The following is a 22157-nucleotide window of genomic DNA, read 5'->3' as shown; positions in this document are numbered from 1 at the left end:
TGGTCGGGGCGGTCCCGGTAGCGGTCGGCGAACGCGCGCCGGGGCTGGGTGCGCACGACCTGCTCGGCGACGAGGCCGGGTCAAGGGCCGCGGCCGGTCCGGACCGTGAGCAGGACCTCGCCCTTGGCTCGCGCGCCGGGCCCGGGCGCGCCCGCCTCGGTAACCTCTCGTCGCCCGGCCTCGGCAAGGAGGCGGGCCGCGACGCACAGCCAGATCGGGCCGCCATCGCGGGAGGAGGCAAGGGGGACATCACAACTCGGGCGCGCCGACGTCATATTCAGGAGAGGCATCCGACTCCGGAGTACCGGGCACAGTGCAGACCCGGGGCCCTACCGCGCGGCGCAGCGGCCTTCGCCGCTCGGCGAACTCCCCGCCGTGGGCCGGGGCCCGCTTCGCGTACGGCGGGCCGGCCGGTTGCCGTCAGCCGGTCCGTCCCTCTTCGGTGCCGTCCGCGTACGCCGTGGCGTACGACAGCTCGCCCGGGTTGTCGGCCCACGCCAGCACACGGCGGGCGCGCTCACGCCACCCCGGCATAGCCTTCACCCGGTCACCCCACCGGCTACGGCCCTCCGCACACACGGTGCAGAGCAACCGGCCGTGCACCTCCCACACCTCCGGATCGGCGGTGAAGCACACCGGACAGCACCCCTCGAACCAGGCCGGGGGGTGACACGGCTTGACCATCCTCAGCAGGGCCGTGATGATCACGTGGCCGCAGTACGCGCACTCGATCCCGTACAGCGCGTTGCGCTCGCAGCGCGGGCAGTGCTCACCGGCCGGGACCTCCGCCGGAGCGTCAGCAGGACCCGAAGTCACGGCCGCGGCAGGCTCGTCGGTGTCGGCAGGCTCTGCCGGAAGGCCGGTCGGCGCATAACCGCCCTCCGCCTCCCATCCCTCGATCGGGTCGCCGGCCGTGGTCACCACGTCGAACAGACCGTCCGCCGCGCACTGCGGGGCGATCACCTCGGCATCGGCGTTCCCGTGCGCAGTGGCCACGAAGGCGTGCGCGTGCTTGCGGCCGTGGAGGAGCGGCAGGCACACCGCCTCGTCACGCCGTGCCCGGCGGCCGTCGACCGTGGCCACCACGACCGCCGAGGTCTCGCCCCGGCCGCCGTTCCAGTTCCCGGACTGCACGCGGTTCGCCCACACCTGGCCGGTGTACGACACTCCGTTCACGGTCCATGCCAGCATCGCGCCCGGGGCGTAGCCGGCCGGGCCGAATTTCTTGAACTCCTGCGGCTCGCCCGCCCACATGTCCAGCGGGTGCTTGTCCCACTGCGGGGTGCCTTCACCGCGCTTGGCTACTTCCCCCGCCAGCTCCCGCGCCCGTTCGGCAAAGCCGTTCCTGGCTCCCTGGTGCGCGTCGTCCGGCACTGTGGGCAGGGTGTACGCCAGACGGCCGTCCACCGATTCGATGCGCATCCGAGCGCCGTTCGCGCTCACGTACGCGCGCCCGGTGCCGTCCGCGCCGATCAGCCGGCGCGCGTTGTGCGGGGTGCCCTCCGGCGCCGTCTCCGGCGTCTGTGCCGCAGCCCCGGGGACACTCCGCTCCCGCCTCCCGGTCCGGGCGGTGGCCTGCTCCGGGAACAGCTCGGGGGCGGTCGTCGAAACGGTCATCACAGCAAGTCCTTCCAAGAGGCCGGTCTCAGGCCCGGTACGGGTCGGCGGTGCGCAGGCAGTCGCCGGCGAGAGGCCGGCGCTCCCCGCCATGGGCCGGAGCCCGCGGGTTTCCCTGCTTCCCCAAGACGCCGAGCGGTCCCGGCTCGGGGGCGGGGCCGTACAGCCCGTCGGCGGGATGGCAGACCGACCGGGCGGGTGCGGCAGAACGACGGCGCGGTGGGTAAGAGGCAGAAGCAGGGGGCGGGCACGTCGACGGCGGCGCAGGCCATCGTCGACAGGGAGAGCCGATGCGGCGGACTGCGGTCGGCATCGGGGCAGTGATCCCGGGCCGACGGGGCCAGGTCACCGTGCCCTCCTGGCCCGGGCGGACTCTGGCGCCCGGGCGCGGTCGGCCTGGTCGGCCTGTCAGATCTGCGGGGCGTGCGCGACCAGCGCCTCGGGCAGGTGGCGGGCCTGGGTGTAGAGGCCCTCCAGCCCGGAGGGAGCGATCAAGCCCCACGTGAAGGTGTCCGCGTCGGCGTGGAACCGACCGTGCTTGGGGTGGGGGCGCAGAATGCCCACGCCGTAGACCTCCAGAGAGCCCTTGATGAGCTGACTCGTCTGCGCGTCGGTGAGGCCCGGCCCGTACATCTTGTCGAACTGCTCATCGGCGACGACGGCGAGCACGGGGCTGAGGTCGTCTTCGTCGCGGCCGAGGAAGCTGCGCTGATGGGCGATGTCCGCCAGCGCGTCGGCACGGCTGTCACGGGTGTTGACGTAGCGGACGCGGTCACGGTGGTCCGGGACCTCGTCGGTGTCATGCAGCCATGCCTCGAACAGGAAGGACCCGCCGGTGCCGACACCCGCGTGACGCCGCCGTACGAAACCGTAGGGCTCGCCGTCAACGGAAACGGGGTGCCGCGCGGTGCACACCTCACACGTGACGCCCACATGACGCAGGAACCGCTGCAGGCGGGGAAAGCGGGCGAAACGCGAACCGCAGTTGCAGCAGGTAGACACGACCCAGCTGGAAAAGACGCCGACCGTGTCGTGGTTGCAGCGCGGACACGCGTACGTCGCGCCACGGGCCCAGTCGATCACCCTCGCGTCATGGTCCATGGAAACCCTCCTGCGCCTCAACGAATCCGGAAGCCTGCCCGACCCCCGCCCAACAAGACATAATTTACACACACTCGCCACTTTGAGTCAAATTAAACGAGTCGTTGATGTGTGGGCGAGTGTAATCACCCCGGCCGCTGCCCCAACCGGCACGGACAGCCCGCCTCCAGTGCGTGGTCGCTCACCGGACAAGGCCGCCGTCCCGGGCCGGTCAGGGGGACACCACAACTCCGGTGCGCTGAGGCGGTGTTCAGGCGGAGACATCCGGCTCGGGAGGACGGGGGGCACGGCGCATCCCCGTCAGGGCCCGGGCCCGGTACAGGAGTTCCGGAAGAGCGAGCTGACGAAGCCCGGCACCCGCGGCCGGCCGCTCGGCCAGGCCGGTGAGGGCGCACCCGGTCACCGCCTGTACGTGCTCACTCCGGGGCCGGGGAGGGCGTACGGTCCGCCGCCCCACCGCGGGGCCGGGCAGGGGGTCAAGCGGCCGGGCAGAGAGGGCAGTCCGCGTCGGTCTCGTCGAGGTCGGCGCAGACCACGCACTCCTGCTCGCCCGGCTTCGCGGGCCCCACGCCGGTCAAGTCGAGTCCGCACAATGACCGGTTTGGATCGCAGCAGTGCACATGGGTGACGGCATCGCTCGGCGGCGCCGTTGCCGCCACGGGAGCGGGAACCGGTGCCGGGGCTGCGGACCGGGAACGGGCACGCACGCCCACGGTCCGGGGGATCTCGCCGACAGCTGCCGGGAACAGGGACGTCATGAGCGGGCAGAGTAGTGCCGCCGGACGCTCCGTGACCGGCGTTCCGGGCCCATGCCCTCTGGTAGTGGGCGGCCTCCGCCGGAACCAGCCGGCCGGGCGCCGCGGGGCCAGACGGCCACGCAGGCGCCATCGCACAACGGCCGGGCGCAGCAACGCCCCTGAGGCCAGTTCACGGAACCGGCAGAGTGTCACCCGTTCGAGGGATGACCTCCTGGACGAGGTACGGGGCCCGCGAGACGCTCTGGCGAACGGCCGGGCCCGCAAGCGGAGGCGTCATTGACCATCACCGGACACAGCCACCCACCAGCCGATCCCCAACGGCACCCGATCCCGCCGCCGCCCATGCGGACCGCGGCCGCCGAACAGGACGTCGACCACGAACTGATCGCCCTGCTGTATGCCGCGGCCCGGGAGCGCTGCGTACCGTGTCAGGACGTGTGGCTCGACCGTCTCGCGCCGGACGCGACCAGCACGGCCAGCCTCGGCCGGTGGGCGGGCGAGGCTCTGATGGAAACGTACGGGACCATCCCCGACGAGGCCGACGACGAGGGGCCGCTCAGCGAGATGTTCAGGCTCTACCTCGGCGAAGACACCTACGCCCGCGGTTACGAAGCGGTGCTCACGCCGTGCCTGGAGATGAGCGCGGCCGAGCGTCGCGCGGCGGCCGGGAAAGCGATCGGCATCCTCGCCGAACTCGCCCAGGACTGACCACCCCACCCCGGCCGGCGAATGACGTCGCACGGCGGGCCACCAACTGGGGACACCGCAGAGCCCGGACCGAGGCACGCCCGAATCGGCGAGCAGCAGGCCCGGGCGGCTACGGCGTACAGGCCCCGGCGCGCATGGGTGGCGGCCGGGCGCCGGGCATCCACGGCCGTGCCGGCGCGGCTGTGTCCCGCATGCGCGGCAACGCCGCCGGGCGCGGCCACACGGTCATCGCTGTCTCCTCGTCGCTGGCCGCGCTGGCCGCCCTGGTGCTGGGCCCGCGACGCGAGCGGTTGTGGGGCGCCATGCTGGCAGTGCAGATGGCGCCCGGTCAGACCGGAGGTCACCGTCACGTGTTCGCAGCGGGACGGTGCGGGGTGCCGAAGTCCTGGTCGGTGAACGTCCCGAGCAGAGGCTCGGCAGCGACCCGACGGGCGTAGGGGTCGCCGCACACGGGGCCGGACTCACTGTCGGGAGTGACCCAGACGCCGGTCCACCGCGGGTGGCGGTCGGTGATGGGCTGGCCGCAGTCCGCGCAGAGCACGGTCGGGACACCGTGCTTGCGCAGGAGGCTGGCAAGTCCGGTCCGCTGGAGTTCGGGGACGCGGTCGTAGTAGTGGAGCCAGCCGGACATGGTCTGCGAGCTGTTCCATGCGGCGGTATCGCGGGTGTCCTCCCAGGTGGTGTCCGGGCCGACCGGGTGGAGAAGACGCCACCCGAACACCGGCATGCCCGGCCCGTGCGGTTCCGGCTCCTCGCGGAAGGACTGCAGAACAGCGGCGGTGTAGTCAGGACGAACCTCGCGGATCTCAGCCTCAAGGACCGGCCGGACCACCGTGTGAAGGTCATCCAGTGCGGCGAGCGCTCCGGTCTCAAGCAGCTCCCGGCCCTGCTCCCCCGCCTGGTGCCAGGCGCACAGCAGGAGTTCCTCGAGAGGGCCACCGACGAAAACGGCCTGTTCGACGGCGGCGGTGCCGTCATCGGTCATCAGGACACGGTGGCGCATCGTCGATCCGTCGATGCTGCCCGTCCACTCCACGCGCTCGCCGGCCTGTACGGCCTTCACCGCGTCGATAGGAGCGGGGAACCGTTCGGCGAGGGCATCGGGCATGTCGATGTCCTCCTCCGGGGCGTCGTCCCAGTCCACCAGCTCCAGGTCTGCGGGCTGGGCTGGAGCGGTCCGGACCAGGGTTCGCTTCTGGGGGGCCTTGCGGTCCTTCTTGCGCTTCTTCGGCATCGTCGTCAGTCTCCTTCACCTTTTCATGCCCCTCGATCCTTGCAGTCGACGCCTCAGGCCTCGATCACCCGCCCTGGCGGCAACAGCCCGCTGCTTGTGGTCACGCCGTGCGCTCCAACGCGACCGCTGCGCCCTCGCGTTGTCCCGCAGCGGTGCTGTCCTGCCGGGCCGTGGTGCCGGGAAACGCCGAACCGCCCGAGTCGGTGGATGAGGTCGACGCGGGCGGTTCGGGTGGCAGGGCGGACCCTGCACACGCGGCTCGTGGTGTGGGAAAACACGAGCCGGTCCCGAGCCCCTCCCCGGGGGCGGGGTGGGGCTCGGAGTACGGCAGCCCCGGGAACGGGGCTGGTGATCTGGGCCCGCCCCGGAGGGGGATTTCCAGGGCGGGCTGGTGCTCCTACGAGGATTCGAACCTCGATCTCCGGATCCGTAGTCCGGTGTCCTATCCGTTGAACGACAGAAGCCGAAATGCGCAGCGTGCGGTTGCGTACCCCCGGCGGGATTTGAACCCGCGGTCTCCCCGTTGAAAGCAGGGCGAGATAGGCCGGACTACTCCACGAGGGTGTGGACCTCAACTCAAGGTGGGACCAGCGGGTTCCTTGCCTCCGGGCTGCATGGGAGGCAAGGACCGTGCGGGCGGCGCTCTTGGGGAGTACCGGGCCCAGAGCCATCACAGGCCTGCCGCCGGGCGTCCGCGCGAAGCGGGTCCCGGGGCCGCAGCGGCCTGTCAGAGGGTGTTCTGAGCCCGGACAGCAACCCCTTCGGGGCGAGCCGGCCGTGCCGTGCCGCACACGGCGATCCCCCGGAAAGGGGGACGGAATGGTGCGGCGCTTCGCTGCCCGCCGCGCAAGCGGCCGGGCAGCAGGTCTGATGTTGCGTACCCCCGGCGGGATTTGAACCCGCGGTCTCCCCACTGAGAACGGGGCGAGATAAGCCGAGCTACTCCACAGGGGCGTGGGGGCGTGGATGCCGGGTGGGGATCGGATCAGGTAGACCCCTCAGGGCCAGTACGTCACCTTCCCCGCCCGGCAGCACGTGACTTCCGGAGCCGCTGCCGTGGCCGGGGACCGGATCAGGCTGGCCCGCAGGCCAGTACGTCACCTTCACCGACCCGGCAGCGGGTCACTTCCGAACCCCTCCCCAGGAGCCCGGAAGCCGGTGCGGCGGGATGCGGATCCGCTGGGGAAACTTCACCTCCCCCGCCAACACCTCTAGATTACTACACCCCTTCATTGTGCGCAAGTTTTACGAGTCGTGCCATAAGGAGGCTGCTTGTGCGGGTGGCCTGGTGGCTGCCGGTCGGGCGCGGGGCGAGCGCGCGTTCGCCTGGGCGCCATGCCCGCTCCAGGCCGTGGCCGGAACGCGGCCGCCCTGAACGCCGAGCGCAGCCGCGCCGGCCCCGGCGAGCCGCTACCGCCCGGGCGGGATCAGTCCCCCGACAGCGGTGCGCTCCCCGCGCAGGCGGACCCGCAGCGGAACGCCCCCTTGACGCCCCTCGCGCGCCGGACCGGTCGCGGGGACACCACAACCCGGGCCTGCCGTCGCGGTGTTCAGGCGAGGCATTTGACGGTGGAGCCCCGGGCGCACAGCGCGGACCCAGGGCGCTACGGCAGCCCGTTCCCGGCGGGCGGGCACCCGGCGCCGGCGAACCCCCCGGCTCAGGCGTGCGAGCGATGGCGGCCGGGGCATCACGGGGAGGCATGGCGTACGGCCACGGGCAGCACCCCGGCGCTCGGCCGGAGGCAATGCGATGCCGACGCCGTCCATGCCTCATCACACACTCACGCTTTATTGACTCGCTTAGTTTGCACATCCTGACGAATATGTGTAAACTATTGCATAGTTGGTCGGACACACCCAGGAGGAACCCGTGAAGCGCAGCGTTCGCCGCCACATCGAGCACGCCGTCAACAGCACGTGGGGCAAGAACCCCAAGAGGCGTGCCGGGATGGTCGGTGCGCTGCTGCTCTTCCCCGACGACGCGTTCGCCGACGCGCCCACCTGGCACCCGGGTGAGGGCTTCGAGAACTGCACCGGCTACTCCTGGCTGCGTTCCAACGGCGACGGCACCGCGACCGCCGTGGTCGCGGGAGTCGGCCCCAAGGAACTCCCCGCCCACGACGGCGGCGTGTGGACCGAGGAGGAGGTCTGGACCGTCACCGCGCCCGAGGAGCGGCTGCTGAATGTCTCCTCCCTGTGGGACAAGCCGCACCGCATCTCCTGGATGTTCAACGAGCCGGACGCGCAGATCCACCGCGAGCCCTACGCCACCCACCCCGTCGCGGCCGTCGACGACTACTGGGAGCACTTCGACAACACCTGGGGTTTCACCCCGTTCACCCTGGAATGCGGGCGCAACCCCCTCGGCGACGGCCGCCGCTGGCTGCTGCTCACCTCCGAGCCGGGCTGGGACAACATCCCCGACGAACGCGACCTGCTGAACGTCACCCACACCCTCGCCGCGCTCTTCAACGCCGAAGTCCGCATCTACCCCTACGACCCCGCCAACCGCCGCGTGAAGGGCCCCATCAACATGCAGATCTTCCACGGCCCCCTCGCCCTCAACCCCATCAAAGACGCCCTCACCACCCACACCACCCCCGAACACCCCTAACCCTCGGGGCCGGACACGGGCCCGGCCAGGGCCGGCAGGCGGCGAGCCGGGGCGCAGGCCGGACCCGGGCCGGAGGGCCGGGACCGGGGTGACGCCCACCGGGGCCGGGGCGCCGGCCAGGCACCAGGCCCGGAGTGACGCCCACCAGCCCACCGGAGCCGAGGACAAACCAAGAAGCCGCCAACCCGCACCTCTAGCCCTACCTCGTCCACCATCAATCGCCGAGACGGAAGCCACCGCAATGACAACAACCGCCGACGCCGTCCGTTCCGCACTCGACGCACACCCACACCTCACAGCCCAGGTCGCCATCATCAAGATCAGCACGCGTCGCAAGACCGTCGGCATGACCATCCGCCCAGGGGAAAATGGCATCACCCTGCATGTCCCCGCCACCTGCAATCCCAACGACGTCACAGCTTTGCTGGCTGCCAACCGTCACCGGATCGGGTCCATGCTCGTGAAGGCCAGGGAGAACATCCCCGAGATCCCGGTCAAGGAGCTCATAAACGGCTCCGGCTTTCTATTGCTGGGCCACTCCAACCGGCTGCGCCTGGTCGACAACCCCGCCGAAACGGTGCGTCACGTCGACGACCACGGCCACGTCAGCGAACGCGGTACTTGGCGCGGCAGGTGGCTCGAGCTCGACCGCTCGGCCGTGCGGCACGGTGCTAAGCCCCTCATCGACTGGTACATCCGCGAAGGCGCCGCGTGGCTCGAAGGCCAGGCTGAGCCCCTGTGGACTCGCATGACCGGCGGCCGTCGCCCCATGCCGGCCGTTCGCGTCGCTGACATCGGCCGCACTCGCTGGGGTGTCCACGAAGGAAAAGCCGACCCGGCGAACGACCAGATCCGCATCGCCTGGCAGGCCTTCCAACTCCGCCCCACCCTGGTACGTCACATTCTCACGCATGAATTCGTTCACGCCCTTCGGCCTGGAGGCCGGGCGCACGGCCCCGAGTTCTGGCGCGCCTTTGAGCGTGCGGAGATCGGTGCCCGCCAGACGCAGCGCGAACTCCACCAGCAGGGTCGCAGCGTGTGGATGGGCGACATCCACACCCCGTCCTAGGCCTGTCCGTCGGACCGGGACCAGCGGACCTCTCGGGAACCCGAGCCTTGCATACGGCATTGCCGCCATCTCGCCAAGCCCGATCTTGTGTTGGCGGCGGGCGGATGCGACACCATGTCAGCCTCCGACGTCGCCGGCACACCCAGCCATCAGTCGACTATCTCCATAATGACTCGTATAGTTGCAATCAATCGGGTGAATGTGTAAATTAGAGATCGGAAGGAGGTGCCCACCGCACCGCCGCCCCCCTCGCCTCCGGAGGCAGCCGCCACCCCGACCCTCCACCCGAAGCGCGCCCAGTGGTCCACCACCAAGGAAAGGAGCGGCACCAATGCATCCACGCTTGCACCAGCGCGAGGCACTCCAGGCGATCAGGCATCACCGGGGAGACCGCGCCCTGGTCGTCATGGCCTGCGGGACGGGCAAGACCCTCGTCGGACGCCATGCCGCCCTGGAGCGCTCCGCCGCTGTGGTGCTGGTCGTCGTACCGACACTCGCCTTGGCCGAGCAGACGTATCGGCGATGGGCAGAGGACTGCCCCGGCGGGCTGGAAGCTTTGATCGTCTGCTCCGACGTCACCATCGGTGGTGCCGGTGTACCCGTGACCGTCGACCCAGAACGGATCGCCGAATTCGTCTCCTCGGGCCCGGGCGCAGCCACAAGGCTGCTGATCTCCACCTACCACTCGGCCGAACGGGTCGCTGAGGCCTACGCGCTGCGTCCGCTGCCGACGTTGGACTTCGCGATCTTTGACGAGGCCCACCACACTGCAGGGCGGACGGGTAAGGCCTTCTCGGTCGTCCTGGACAACACCCGCATTCCTGTGGACTTCCGCCTGTCTTTGACCGCAACCGCTGTAGTCCACAAAAGCTCTGACGGCACTGCCGACGTTGTGTCGATGGATGACGACCAGTCCTATGGGAAGCGCGTCCACGAACTGACCTTCGGCCAGGCCATCCAGCGGAAGCTGCTCGCGGACTACGAGGTCGCCATCGTCCTGGTCTCAGACCAGGACGTGCACAAAGCCCTCCTGTCCAACGACGCGCTGCAAACGGGGCCCGGCTCCGGCGATGCCGCGACGACGGCCGCCCAGATCGCCGTGGCGCGCGCCATGCGGCAGTACGACCTTCACCGCATCATCGCGTTCCACAGCCGCGTGGCTCATTCCAAGCGCTTCTCCGCAACTCTCGGCACGATCGGTGCCGCCACCGCGGACGTGGAGATCACCTCGCTGCACACCGACGGCGGGACCCCCTCCGCCGAGCGGCTCACCCAGTTGCAGACGCTCGCCCATCCCGGACCGGCTCGGCGCGTCGTGCTGAACAACTGCCGCACGCTGGCCGAGGGTGTCGACGTCAGCAGCGTCGATGGCATCTGCCTGGTGGACCCGAAAAGTTCCGAGACCGACATCATCCAAGCGGTCGGCCGCGCACTGCGGCTGCACCCAGACCACGACCGCCCGGCGCTGATTCTGCTCCCCGTCTACCTCGCCCCGGGCGAGAATCCCCAGGCCGTTCTGGAGGCAAGCTCCTTCCGGCATGTGTGGCGGGTCCTGGCTACGCTGCGCGACCAGGACGAGCGGATGGACGCCGCCCTGACCTCCGCCCGCCGCCACCTGAGCGCCGGGGAGTACGAAGCCGCCAACGCACGGCCGGTGCTGCCGGAAAGGGTCAAGCTCTACGGTGGGGCGGACATCGACGCCCGCTTCGCGCAGGCACTGGCCGTCCACGTCCTCGAACACACCACCGAGGACTGGTACCACTTCTACGGGCTGCTGGAGCGCTACACCGCCGAGCACGGCCACGCCGCAGTGTCCACCTCCCCCACCGCCGGGACTCTGGGAAGCTGGACGGCGCGGCAGCGCGGCCTCTACGCCAGCGGACGGCTCCTGCCGACGCGTGCCGCACTCTTGGACGCCCTGCCCGGATGGACGTGGAACCTCGCCCTGCTCAAGCGCGAACGCGGGTTGACCGAGTTGGAGGAGTTCGTCGCCGAGCACGGGCACGCGGCGGTCCCGCGCGGCTACGCCTCCCCCAAGACCGGCTACCGGCTGGACAGTTTCGTCACCCTGGCTCGCAACCGGTACCGGGCTGACCAGATGGACGCCGAGGAGATCGCCCACTACGAGGCACTCCCGGGCTGGATGTGGCACGTACACGACGCCAAGTTCGAGCGGTTCCTCAGCCTTCTAGACGCCTACATCGCCGAAAACGGGCACGCCCGGGTACCGCAGACCTACAGCGTGGAGGTACACGGTAAGGCCGTCGCGTTTGGGCACGCCGTGTCGGTGAAGCGCACTGCGTACCGCAAGGGCACCGTCCCCGACTGGCAGGTCGAGGCCCTGGAGAAGCGTCCGGAGTGGGTCTGGGACGGCATGGCTGCGCTGTGGGAGGCCAGCTTCGAGATCCTTGCCGCATGGGCCGCCGAACACGGCGACGTCAAGGTTCCCTTCGACCAGGCCATCAAAGGCGTGGTGATCTACAGGTGGATGCTCCAGCAGAGGAGGCTGATCCGCCAGGGGAAGCTGCCCGACGATCGTCGCAGTCGCTTGGAGTCCCTCCCCGGCTGGACGAAGGACTAACGGGCCATCTCGATGGCGCCATGCGCCACCAGGCCCCCAGCAAGGGCGCCAGCCGCCGGGGTGTGTCTGCCGGCTCCCGTACGCGACCACGGACGGGCTCATCCTGCTGGCCGACGCCACTGCCCGGCCCTCACCCTCGACTGCGCCTGAGTCTCTTGTCGGCCTCGTCGACGAACTCCTCTGCGTGGAACGGCAAGCAGGCCATGCGTACGCCGACGGCGCTGCTGACGTCGTCGCGTTCGAGGGACACCACGCCCCCAGCCTCGCCCGCACGCTGGATTGCACTTTCCGTCACCGGCGAACTCGCCACCAACCATCTACCACGAGGCCAGGGCCAGCACGCCGCCGTGAGCCGAGGAGCCTCCGCCCCATCGCGAAGCCCACCCCACCCCAGCTCCATCCCTTATGACTCGTATAATTGACTTAAATCTCGGCGATGTGTAAATTTATGACCTGTGGACGGGGGGTGACCCCGCCACCACCAACCACTCCTCCGAAGGGGACGGCCATGAGCAGTGCGAAGACGCCGAACGTCACGCCGTCGTCGGCGGTAGCGGCGGCCGTCGTAGCGGATGTCGAGCGGGCACGCGTGGAGGCGGAAGCCCTGCGCGCCTTCGCGTCTGACCCCGCCGTGCTGATGTGCAGGCACGCCGCCCAGGCGGCGGCGGAGCATGCGGAGGCCAACCCGCAGGATGCAGACGCACAAGAGGTCGCGTACACGGCTGACGAACGGATCGGCCAGTGCGCCATGGCCCTGTCAGCCGGCGACACCGCCGCAGTACTGGAACTTTCGCGCAGGGCCCGGAACGAACTCGCCGCTCTCTCGCGCGTCCCTCAGGTGATGCCCCTGCAGGGGCGACCGTGAAGGACAACGCTTCCCAGGCTGAGGGCGATGTGCCGACTGCCGCCGGCGCCCAGATTCGCGAGAACGCGAGGCCACCGGCCACTCCCCGCTTCAGTGACCCCGGCCGCGCAACCGCCGGCGGCCCCTCCTCCCCGAAGGCACTCATGAGCACCGACCCGTACACCAACGAGGCCCTGCGCACCGCAGACGCCCGCCAGCCCGCCACCCCGACCAGCAGCCCCGACTCCATGGGCGCCGGCGAGCAGACGGGCGCCCCCTACGTCCGCGACGAGGCCATCGACCCCGAACACGGCGATGCTCCCGCCCTCGCGGAGGAGGAGACCGCGGCGGAGTTGTGCCCGGCGTGCCAGTGCACGGAAGTACGCGCGGGACGCTGCGACGGATGCGACGCCGCCATCGGTGCGGAAGCGGTCGCGGCCGTGCTGGCAGACATGCCCAGGAATGCAGGCGTTCTGGTGCACGAGGCAGCAGAGCTGGGTTGGGACGTGCGCGCGGAGCGCCGTTGGACCGGTCGCCTGTGGGTTCGTGCAGTGGTGTTCTCCGGGCTGGTGATGGCGCGTGCCGGGGTTGAGGAGACAGAGCAGGTATGCGCGTGGAATGAGGCGACGGGCAAGCTCGTGGCGTCCGCCTCGACCGGCGGGTTCAAGGCCGTGCGTGAGGCCATCAAGGCCGTGCGCGTCGTCTCGCGTGAGCAGGAGGCCGCGGGCCGGACGGTGTGGGGGCGGGACGCTGCGGAATGGGTCCGGCAGATGGACGGCGCCGTGGCCAAGGTGAGTGCCGCCCTGTGCGATGCGCGTAACCGGTTCAACGCCCTCGACGGCTCCACGCCGACGGGCGCACGGGCGGTAGAGCTGGCCTCTGCTGCCTACGCGGAAGCTAAGACGGCGGAGCGGTCGGCCGTCGACGCCGTGAAGGCGGCGCGGGCTTGGCTGGCCGAGACGAACGGCGATGACGCGCGGGGGTGCGCGTCGTGGCGGCGTGTGATCGTGCTGGCCGGGCAGCACGTCAAGGAGGCCGGGGAGGCGATCGCGGACGCCGTGGCGCGTGCGGAGCGGGAGGCGCTCGCCGCTCCGATCATTGAGGAGGCGCAGGAGCGGCTGAACGCCCGGGAGGCCGGGTGGCGTAAGCGGCTGGCCGAGTCGGGCCGTGAGCCGTCGGCGCGCGGCTACGCCGGGCTGATCGCGATGTTCGAGGATTCCTCGCGTGACTGGTGTGCGTGGTTCGACGGCTACACCGATCACGACGGCGTGCAGCACGCGGGGCAGGGTGACCCGTCGCGGTCGTTCGTGGCGCAGTACGACGCCTGGGGGAGGTCCAAGCACTCAGATCGGTCGGTTCACTTCCCCTCGCGGTACACCTCCGCGTCACTGATTGCCGGTGGCCGTGTCGACGCCGCCGCGCTGGCGTTCACGCTGGCCGTGGTCGACCGGATCGAGGGGCGCGGCGCCGAGACGCTGCGGAAGGCGGCGGCCGCCGTCCGGAAGAACCCGCAGGGGTTCGGTACCGCCAACGACCGCAAGTGCCTGGCCGGCTGGTCCAAGTACCCTCACGACAGCTACGGGGAGCCGACCCGGCTTGCCGAGCACGCCACCGCCGAGTGGGCGGCACTCGAGACCGCTCAGGCCGCGTACAACGGCGTTCGGGACTTCCACAACGCCCTGTACTGGGATGCGTACTACGCGGGCGAGCGGGCGAACGCGCGGGCAGCGGCCGAGCGTGCCGGGCTGGCCGGGCGTGATGACGCCCGGGCGGAGCGCGCGGAGTCCGGCCGTGCGGAGTCCGAGTGGGCGGCGGCTGTGGAGCGGCTGGCGACGGCCCGTGTCCGTGTGAATGTGGCTGTGACGCTCGCCGCCGGTGATGTGGAGCGGGCGCAGGCGTGCGGGGACCGTGTGCGGGAGGGTGACGCGCTCGCTGAGGAGGTGTGGTCGGCCGTCCGCTTCTGTGAAGAGGCGTACGACGACGTGAACCGTGCGAAGCGGGACGCCGCCCACTATGCGGAGTCGGCAGAGATCTACCGCGAGGCGGGCGCCCTGTCGGATTACGTGGCCGAGTGCGCGCGCATGGAGGATGCCGCCGCCCGTGCCGAGTCCGGTCGTGAAGAGACGCTGAACCTGTACGGGTGCGCGTTCTCTGATGCCGCGAAGGCGGAGGAGGACCGGCATGCCGCGTGCGCCGCGCTGCCCGCCGGGGAGCGTCCGGCGGCCGTCGCTGCTGAGGTGACGGACTTCAAGCCGTGGGGTGCCGGGCTGCGCCTGGTGTGCGCGTGCGGCGCCGTCCACGAGCCGACGGTGCCCGTGGTCGACGGCCACGGCGCGCATGTCGGCGCCCTGGTGAACGCAACCGATTGGATGATCAACGGCATGCTGAAGGCGGCCGGGCTCCGCGCCGCGGTCGGCCGTGACCGGTGGTCGCGGGGGGTGCTGTTGTCCTCTGCCGACGGCGCCGAGGCGTGCCAGGGCTGGCGCATCCCAGTGGAGGCCGCGCCGGTGGTCTCGCACTGCCAGGGGTGCGGGTCGACGGTGGCGGACGGCTCGGAGTGGCACGCCACGTGCAAGCCGGTGGAGCCGACCCCGGCGGCCGGGGTCGCGCGGCATGACCGCACGGGCGTCGACCCCGTGGCGGCGACGGATCTGTCGTCGCTGTGGGCCCGTGAGGCGGTGGACGCCCGTACGGCGGCGATCGAGCTTGCGCCCCGTGGGGTGCGTCAGCCGAAGGGTTCGCCCGTCACGCCGGGCGGCCGTAAGGGCGAGTGGGAGTGCGGCGGCCGGGTGTACGCCATCCACCGCAAGCCCAAGGACCGGGCCGGCATGTGCCAGGAGACCCCGCCCAACACCGTGTACGACATGACGCCGGTTCGTGACGGGTCGGCGGTCTCCGCGCCGATCATCGGGCACGCCCACGGCACGGCCGACGGCCGGAAGCTCATTCGGCACTATGCGCGCGAGGTGGCCGCCCTGCTCACCAAGCAGGAGACGGCGGCCGAGGAGAGCCCCGAGTCGACGCCCATCGCGGAGTGCGAGCGGATCACTTCCCTGTCGGAGGGTGAGCTGGCCGAGGAGCAGCGGGAGCGGGCGGCCGTCATGGTCGCCGAGGTCGCCGACGCGTCCGATGATCTGGCGCGGCGTACGGCGGCCGAGCCGGCGGCTGAGGCGGCCGTGTCCCCCTGCACCGGCGGCGACGCCGGGCAGCCGGAGACGGCGGCCGGTAACGACGTCGTCGCCGCCCAGCTCTCGGCGGCGCTGGAAGAGAGCGAGTCGATCGCGGCCGTGTCGTTCCTGGACGGGCGGGAGCCCGCCTCCGGTTGGGTGCTGACGACGGCGGCCGGGCACGCGTTCCGGATCCGGCCCGTCACCTACTGCCGCCCGGAAGAGGATCAGTGGGAGGCCGGACACGACGCTGACGGCTCGTACTGGTGGGCCGCCAACGTCGAGGACCGCCCCCTCACCAAGGTGCTCGCCCGGATCCGTGAGGACTCCGCCACCCGCACTCGGTTCGCCGCCCTGTGGGCGAAGTACGGGCAGTACACGGCGCAGGCTCCGGCGTTCGAGTGCACGCCGGACCGGGTGGAGCTTGAGCCCGGCGTGTTCCTGGTCCGCCGCTTCGGCGCCGTGGGCCTGGTCGCCGAGTGCCGTTGGGGGTTCGAGCACCTGACCGCCTCCGACGGCCGCCAGGGCCGCACGGGTGAGGACTGGGTGCGCAAGGGGCCCGACAACCGGCGGTACGTCGCCGAGTGGAAGGTGTGGAGTCTCGCCCTGGAAGGCGTGGCGAACTCCCGTCTCCGCGTGGTCTCCGTGTGTGCCGACGACGACACGGCGGCCGACGCCGACGCGTACTGCGCGATGTCCGCGCCCTACGTCGGCAAGTGCAGCGCGAAGCGCTCCGGTGCCCGCTATTGGGTGTCGGTGGTCACCGATCAGGGCTGCGAACTCGGTCGGTTCGTCGCCTGTGCCCGCTGCCTTTCCGGCCGGATCCTGGACGACGCCCAGGGGGGCGGCCGGTTCTCCGGGCGCGATGTGGTCGGCCTCGCCCGCGACTTGGCCAAGGGCGACCCCAAGACGTGCGCCCTGCACTGGCAGCAGTGGGACGATCGTGCGGCGGAGCTGTGCGGGCAGCTGCTCACTGAGGCTCTGGAGAACGGCGAGCGGGCGCCGTGGCCGTCCAAGGCTCTGGCCGATGCGCTCATAGCCCAGGGCGCGGCCGACGGCGACGACCGTGCGAAGCGGGAAGCCCGCGCGGCGGTGCGCGAGCGGGGCGGCGACAAGAAGGCGCAGGACGGGGCCGCCGCTCTGGCCGTCGACATGCGCGCCGACCGTGCCGCCCTGGTCGCCTCGGTGCGGGCGAGCCGGGCCGCGTTCTCCTCCCGGCTCGATGCCGAGTCCGACGCCAAGGACGCGGAGCGCTCCGCCGAGGCTGGCGACCGCCAGGCCGCCGAGGAATACGCGGGGCGCGCGTCCGACCACGCGTCGGCAGCCATCGAAGCCGCCACCGTGGCGGGCGCCGCCGGGTACGGTCCGGCCGCCGCCGACGCCGCCGAAGCGGCGGAGCGGGCGAACGAAGCCGCCCGTAAGGCTGTCGCTACCCTCACCGAACTCGCCGGCCCGGGGGTGGCGGATAGCGACGCAGCTGCGGGTGCTTTCGCCGTCGATGTCGACGCGCTGACCGTCATCCCGCACGAGCGGAACGGGGAGCCGTCCACCTACGAATTCACCGTGACCGGGCCGGGCCTGGTCGTGGGTGAGTACGAGATCTCGCACGACTGCCAGGGGAAGGGCGCGCGCGGTGTCATCTGGCGGGCGTTGTGGCGCGGCACCGACGAGGCGGGGCGTTGGGACGTGATCACCCTCGGGAAGGGTGAGGGGCGGGTGGCGGCGCTCGCTCTGGTCGCGGAGCACGCCGAGCAGTCCGGCGGGATCCTCGCTGACGCGTTCGAGGCGGCGCGGGGCATGTACTACCGCAGCGGGGAGTGGATCCTGCCCGACGTCGGCCCCGGTGAGGCCATCACCTACCGGGAAGATCGTTCGTGGCACCTGCGGGCCGCCACGGGCCAGACGTACACCGTGCGCCGCGAGTGGGAGGGCCGCTCCGCCTCTGGCGACCTGGCGCCGTTGCAGGTGTGGGCCGAGGACGGTGACGGCGGCCTGGTGCTGGTCGCGTCGTGCACGGCCGTCGACGACTACATGTCCTCGTGGGCGCCCATGCTGGAACGGCTGCGCTCCCACGCCGCCGCCGTCGCCGAGGGGGTGGCGCACCGTACGGTGACGACCCCCGGCGGCCCGGGGCGGGATTGGGCCGAGTCGTGGTGTGTGTGCGGCTGGGTCGAGACCGTCAGCAGTGACGACTCCGCAGAGTGCGGAGAACTCGCGGAGGCCGCCGCCCTGGCACACCGCAGGCAGCACTATCCGCAGACGTCAGCCTCCGCCGCCAAGCGTGCCGCCCAGCACTACGCCAAGCAGAGCGCGGAGCGGGACAATGTGGCCGCCGCCCTGATCGCCGCCGCCGTCGCTACCCCCGCCGGGCGCGCCGGCTCGGGGGGCGAGGGTAGCGAGGCGACGCCGGAGACCGAGGAGTTGCGCCCGGTGCGGGTGCCGGACACCTTCGCCGCCTCGGGTCGTACGCCGCTCACGTATGACGACCTGGACGGCTGGACGTACGCCGATTTCGTCGCCGCGCACCCGTCGGAGGAGGACGCCGCCGACCTGGTGAGGCTGGCCGGGCCAGGGCCGGTGCGGTGGCTGTTCGCCCCCGCCGAGGGCGACGCCCCCCGCGCTGTGAATCTGTTCGGTGGCTGCGGTGGTTGGTGCGTCGGGATCCGCCGTATCCTCGGGGCCACGGTCGACATGCTGTGCATTGACGCGAGCCGCGACGCCACGGCCACAGCCTCGCGGGCTGGCTGCCACGCCATCTGCGCGGACGTGCGCAGCATCGACCCGGAACACCCCGTGTTCCGGCACACGCAGATCCTGATCGGGTCCTCGCCGTGTATCGACTTCACCAACGCCGGGAAGCGCGCCGGACGGCTGCCTGAGAACGTCGCCACCCTGGCCGACGCCATCGAGCAGGCCGGGGCGGCCGTCGGGAACTACATCGTCGACGGGCCGGGCTGCACGTGCGTCACCGATGAAGAGTGCGAGTGCGGGCCGGAGGCCTACGACCACTTCGGCCCCCGCTCGGGCGCCACCTGGGACGAGATCCGCTCGCTCGTCGCCGACATGCCCGGCGCCGAGACGGCCGGGCTCATGCTCGAACCGATGATCTGGGCACTCGCCCTCCTGCACGGTGGGGCGCCGCTTCACACGATCCTGTTCGAGCAGTCCAACCAACTCCCCGAAGAGATCCGCGACGTGATCGCGGAAGAGCTGTACTGCGCTGGGGAGAGCGAGCTCGGCGCGGCTGTGTCGGTGACGTGGGAGGAGATCGACGCTGCCGCGTACGGGTCGCCGTCGACGCGCCGTCGGGCGTTCATGATGGCGACGTTCGGCCGGTACAACTCCGGGCCGGTTGCACCCAAGATCACGATCACGGCCGACCAGGCGACGGGGCTCTCCGCAGATCTTGAGGTGATCACCCGGGGCGCGCGCAAGACCAGCGGGGGCAACGCGTTCGTCATGGGCCGCGTGATCCCGGGTGTCACCTCGCGCATCCGGTCGGTGGATGTCGGGCACAAGGGCGGCCGGTTCACCCTTGAGCAGGTGGCCGCCCTGGTCACCCTCCCCCGCGACTACGCGGCGCTTGCCGAGGGTTCGCGGACGAGTATCTGTCGACAATTTGCGGACATCGTGGCCCCCGTCGTCTCCGCCGCCGTGTTCGGGGAAACCGTCGGTCACCTCTTCGGAATCAAGCGGAACCGGGGCGGGTGGCTGCCGCTCCTGCTCGCCTACCTCCGCGAGCAGTACCCAGGGGCCGAGGGGATCCCGGCACCTGAGCCTCCGGCCCCGCTGGAACCGGTTGCCAAGGACTGGCAGGGCACTACGTGCGTCGGAGCCTGCGAGTGCGGGCGGCCCATCGAGCGGGCGATGGACGGGCCGGTACCCGCCTGCCCGCACGTCGAGGCGGAGCCCGAGGCCGAGGCAGCCGGCTCAGAGGCGGGTGATAGCGGCGCGGACCAGTGGCTCGATGAGAGCAACGGCCGAACCGAGCTGCCGCGTATGGGCTGGTGCGTAGGGCTGGCCGATGTCCTGGCCGCCGCGTACGCGGGAGACCTGCACGCGGACACGTCCGGGGTCGTCCGCCGCCGTGAGGGCCGGGGCCGGCGGGTGCGGGCCGCCCTGGTCGAGCTGCTGGCGTCCGGCGGCTACATCGCGGTGCCCCGCGCCGGTCGGCGCGGCCCTGTCACGGTCACCCCCGACGGCGTCACCGCGCACCGTTGGTGCGTTGCAGCGCCCGATTTGCTGCACGCGGACGAGCGGGCCGCCTACCGGGCGCGAGTGCGGCTTCACCACACCGGCCGCACCAGCAAGCAGACGGCGCGGGATCGCGCCAGGGGCCTTACCCCGCTGCCGTACGGGGCGGAGGAGAAGCGCCGCCGTGCCGCGCAGATGCGGCAGGTAGAGCAGTGGGCCGAGGAGGTGCAGGCCACGCGGGAGCGGCTTGAGGCGGAGCAGGCGGAGCGGGACGCGCAGGCCGAGCAGGAGCGGGCGGCCGAGTGGGCGCGGATTCAGCAGGAGGCCGAGGAGCGGCAGGCGGCGGAGGAGGACCGCCGCGACGACGGACTGGTCATGTCGCAGCACGGCCCGGAGGAAATCATCATGGGCTCGGGCAAGCGTCGCGTCACGGTGAAGCGGGTCAACCCGAGCGTCTGGAACGCGGTGACGCGCGGAGCTGTCTATGTGGTGTCGAAGGAGGGTGGCGAGGATCGGCCGTGGCTGGTCATCGCGCCGGACAACACGCGCATTGGTGCCTGTTCGGTGATCAATGACGCGCCGTACGCGGACAGCGTCCGAGACATCGTCCGCGACCACGCCGCCGCCATGGAGCGCGGTGAGACGTTCCCCCAGTGGACGCCGCCCGAGGAAACCGGCCAGGGCCAGCCGGCCGCCACCGACGACAGCAACGCTGACGGGCAAACCGAGCCGGAGCCGGAGCCGTTCGCCGCCGGCCCCGAGGACGCCGACCGCACGGTAACCGCCGCCGAGCCGGGCGCATGCGCCGGCTACGGCTGCACCGCGACCGGGCCGCGCTGGAAGGTCGCCTATCGGCCGACGTCGCTTCTGTGCGCGGACCACGCCGCGGAGCGGGGGCGCGTCGCCGTCGCCGACCTTCCGGCGGCCGTCGACCTGCCCAAGGTCGGGGAGGCGTACAACACCCCCGCCCCCGCGCGGGCGGTCGCCCTCGACCTGATCGGCTCCAAGTGGGTGGCCGAGTGTGACCGACACGGCCCCGTCTCCATGGGGCTGAACAAGTTCGGTGACGCGGTCGTAGACGTCGTCGACGCCTACGTCTACGCCAACGAGCAGGACGCGGCCGACGCTGCCCGCACCCACCTGGACGCGCACGCGAGGGAAGACGCCGACGTGATGACGCCGGAGGACATCGACGCCGCCCAGGCGCTGAACTTCTCCCGCGACCAGTGGCGGGCGCTGGGGTGGATGAGTGACGGCAAGGTGCGCGAGACCGCTGACGGGTTCACCGCCTACGACATCAGCCCGGACCGTGCCGACGTCTCCAAGAAGATCAGGAAGACCCTAGTTCCGCGCCTGTGGGCGGCTGGGTTCGTGAAGGTGTTCGCCGTTGCTCCCGGGGTGCGCACGTTCGGTCTCACCGACGAGGGAGAGCGGGCGTTGCGTATGTGGTCCAACGCGATGCGCATCAACGCCGTCACGGAGCCGCAGACGGACACCCGGCACGCGGCCGTGAAGGGCTCCCCCTATCGGTGGCTTTCCGCCGGGGAGACCTGGCCCGGGGAGGAGAAGAAGGCGCAGGCCGTAGTGGACGCGGAGCAGGCCGCCACCGATCAGGCCGCCGCGCTGCGGGCCGCCGCGGAGAAGGCGGCGGCCGAGCGGTCCGCCACCCCCACGGCTGACGAGTTGACCGTGTGGGAGGCGCTGAGCGCTGAGGGACTGGACGCGGAGACGGCGGCCGTGCTGTCGGCCGCGTACATCGGCCACGTGGTCACCCGCCACCGTCCCGGGGCAACCTCGGTGCGCCTCGATAAGGGCACGGGCAAGGACGAACGGCGTGTGACGCGTACCTACAACGTCAACGGCGTTGAGAAGCCGATCACGCCGGATGCCGACAACGCCCTGTCGGCGATCCCGGCGAACCTCACCGATGCCACGGCTGAGACGTGGCACGCGCTGTGCACATCAGTGAATGAGCGGTACGGGGTGTACTGGCTCGACCTGGCCGCCGCCATCGAGGCAGGCGCGGCGGCGCTCGCCCTGCTCGACCAGGCCGAACAAGGGTCGGAGGAGTCGGCGGAGCTGTGGGTGTCGCGCGAGTTCGAACAGACCGCCGAGCCGGGCACTGAGGCGCCTGACCTCCCATGGCCTTCAACATCAGAACCTAAATGACTCGTAAAGTTTGACATCTACCTTAGTTGTGTGTAAATTATTACATATGGGCGGTGGCCCGCCCTTCACGCCCCACCGCGACCCCCTGAGGAGGCGGCACC

Annotated in this window: 9 protein-coding genes and 3 tRNA genes; 6 read left to right on the top strand and 6 right to left on the bottom strand. The window is 71.2% G+C overall.

Going from position 1 to position 22157, the window contains the following annotated elements; genetic code table 11:
* Positions 1-420 precede the first annotated feature (420 nt).
* Both OG440_RS40340 and OG440_RS40335 read right to left on the bottom strand, forming a co-directional pair.
* Complete coding sequence (locus OG440_RS40340; RefSeq protein ID WP_331752685.1) at positions 421-1617, bottom strand: hypothetical protein; 1197 nt, start codon at positions 1615-1617, stop codon at positions 421-423.
* A gap of 408 nt (positions 1618-2025) precedes the next feature.
* Positions 2026-2718: a hypothetical protein gene (locus tag OG440_RS40335; RefSeq protein WP_331752686.1), complete on the bottom strand. Its 693-nt coding sequence runs from the start codon at positions 2716-2718 to the stop codon at positions 2026-2028.
* 1034 nt (positions 2719-3752) lie between these two features.
* Here OG440_RS40335 and OG440_RS40330 point away from each other — a divergent pair.
* Complete coding sequence (locus OG440_RS40330; protein WP_331752688.1) at positions 3753-4184, top strand: hypothetical protein; 432 nt, start codon at positions 3753-3755, stop codon at positions 4182-4184.
* A gap of 346 nt (positions 4185-4530) precedes the next feature.
* On the opposite strand, the gene OG440_RS40325 is transcribed toward OG440_RS40330, so the two are convergent.
* From OG440_RS40325 to OG440_RS40310, 4 genes are all read right to left on the bottom strand, one after another.
* On the bottom strand, positions 4531-5418 hold the full coding sequence (locus OG440_RS40325) for a hypothetical protein (protein WP_331752689.1): 888 nt from the start codon (positions 5416-5418) through the stop codon (positions 4531-4533).
* Between the two features lie 389 nt (positions 5419-5807).
* Positions 5808-5882, bottom strand: a tRNA-Arg gene (locus OG440_RS40320).
* 24 nt (positions 5883-5906) lie between these two features.
* A tRNA-Glu gene (locus OG440_RS40315) sits at positions 5907-5982 on the bottom strand.
* Between the two features lie 314 nt (positions 5983-6296).
* A tRNA-Glu gene (locus tag OG440_RS40310) sits at positions 6297-6372 on the bottom strand.
* Positions 6373-7288: 916 nt separating this feature from the next.
* Between OG440_RS40310 and OG440_RS40305 the strand changes: the two genes are divergently transcribed.
* The 5 genes from OG440_RS40305 to OG440_RS40285 all read left to right on the top strand — a co-directional run bounded on the left by OG440_RS40305 (position 7289) and on the right by OG440_RS40285 (position 22056).
* A complete protein-coding gene (locus tag OG440_RS40305; protein WP_331752690.1) occupies positions 7289-8032 on the top strand; it encodes a hypothetical protein in 744 nt (247 codons plus the stop codon).
* Between the two features lie 241 nt (positions 8033-8273).
* Complete coding sequence (locus tag OG440_RS40300) at positions 8274-9101, top strand: YgjP-like metallopeptidase domain-containing protein (RefSeq protein ID WP_331753497.1); 828 nt, start codon at positions 8274-8276, stop codon at positions 9099-9101.
* A 331-nt stretch (positions 9102-9432) separates the two neighbouring features.
* Positions 9433-11682 carry a Helicase associated domain protein gene (locus OG440_RS40295; RefSeq protein ID WP_331753496.1) on the top strand — a complete coding sequence of 750 codons (2250 nt, stop codon included), beginning with the start codon at positions 9433-9435 and terminating at the stop codon, positions 11680-11682.
* Between the two features lie 508 nt (positions 11683-12190).
* Entirely contained in the window at positions 12191-12547 is a 357-nt protein-coding gene (locus tag OG440_RS40290; protein ID WP_331753494.1) for a hypothetical protein, read from the top strand.
* Positions 12548-12690: 143 nt separating this feature from the next.
* Positions 12691-22056 (top strand): hypothetical protein, encoded by a 9366-nt coding sequence (locus tag OG440_RS40285; protein WP_331753493.1) that lies wholly within the window; start codon positions 12691-12693, stop codon positions 22054-22056.
* Positions 22057-22157 lie beyond the last annotated feature (101 nt).

Origin of the sequence: Streptomyces sp. NBC_00637 (assembly GCF_045161545.1) — a bacterium.
Lineage (GTDB): Bacteria > Actinomycetota > Actinomycetes > Streptomycetales > Streptomycetaceae > Streptomyces.
The sequence above is the reverse complement of the archived record's forward strand: the minus strand, read 5'-3'. Positions and strand labels throughout refer to the sequence as shown.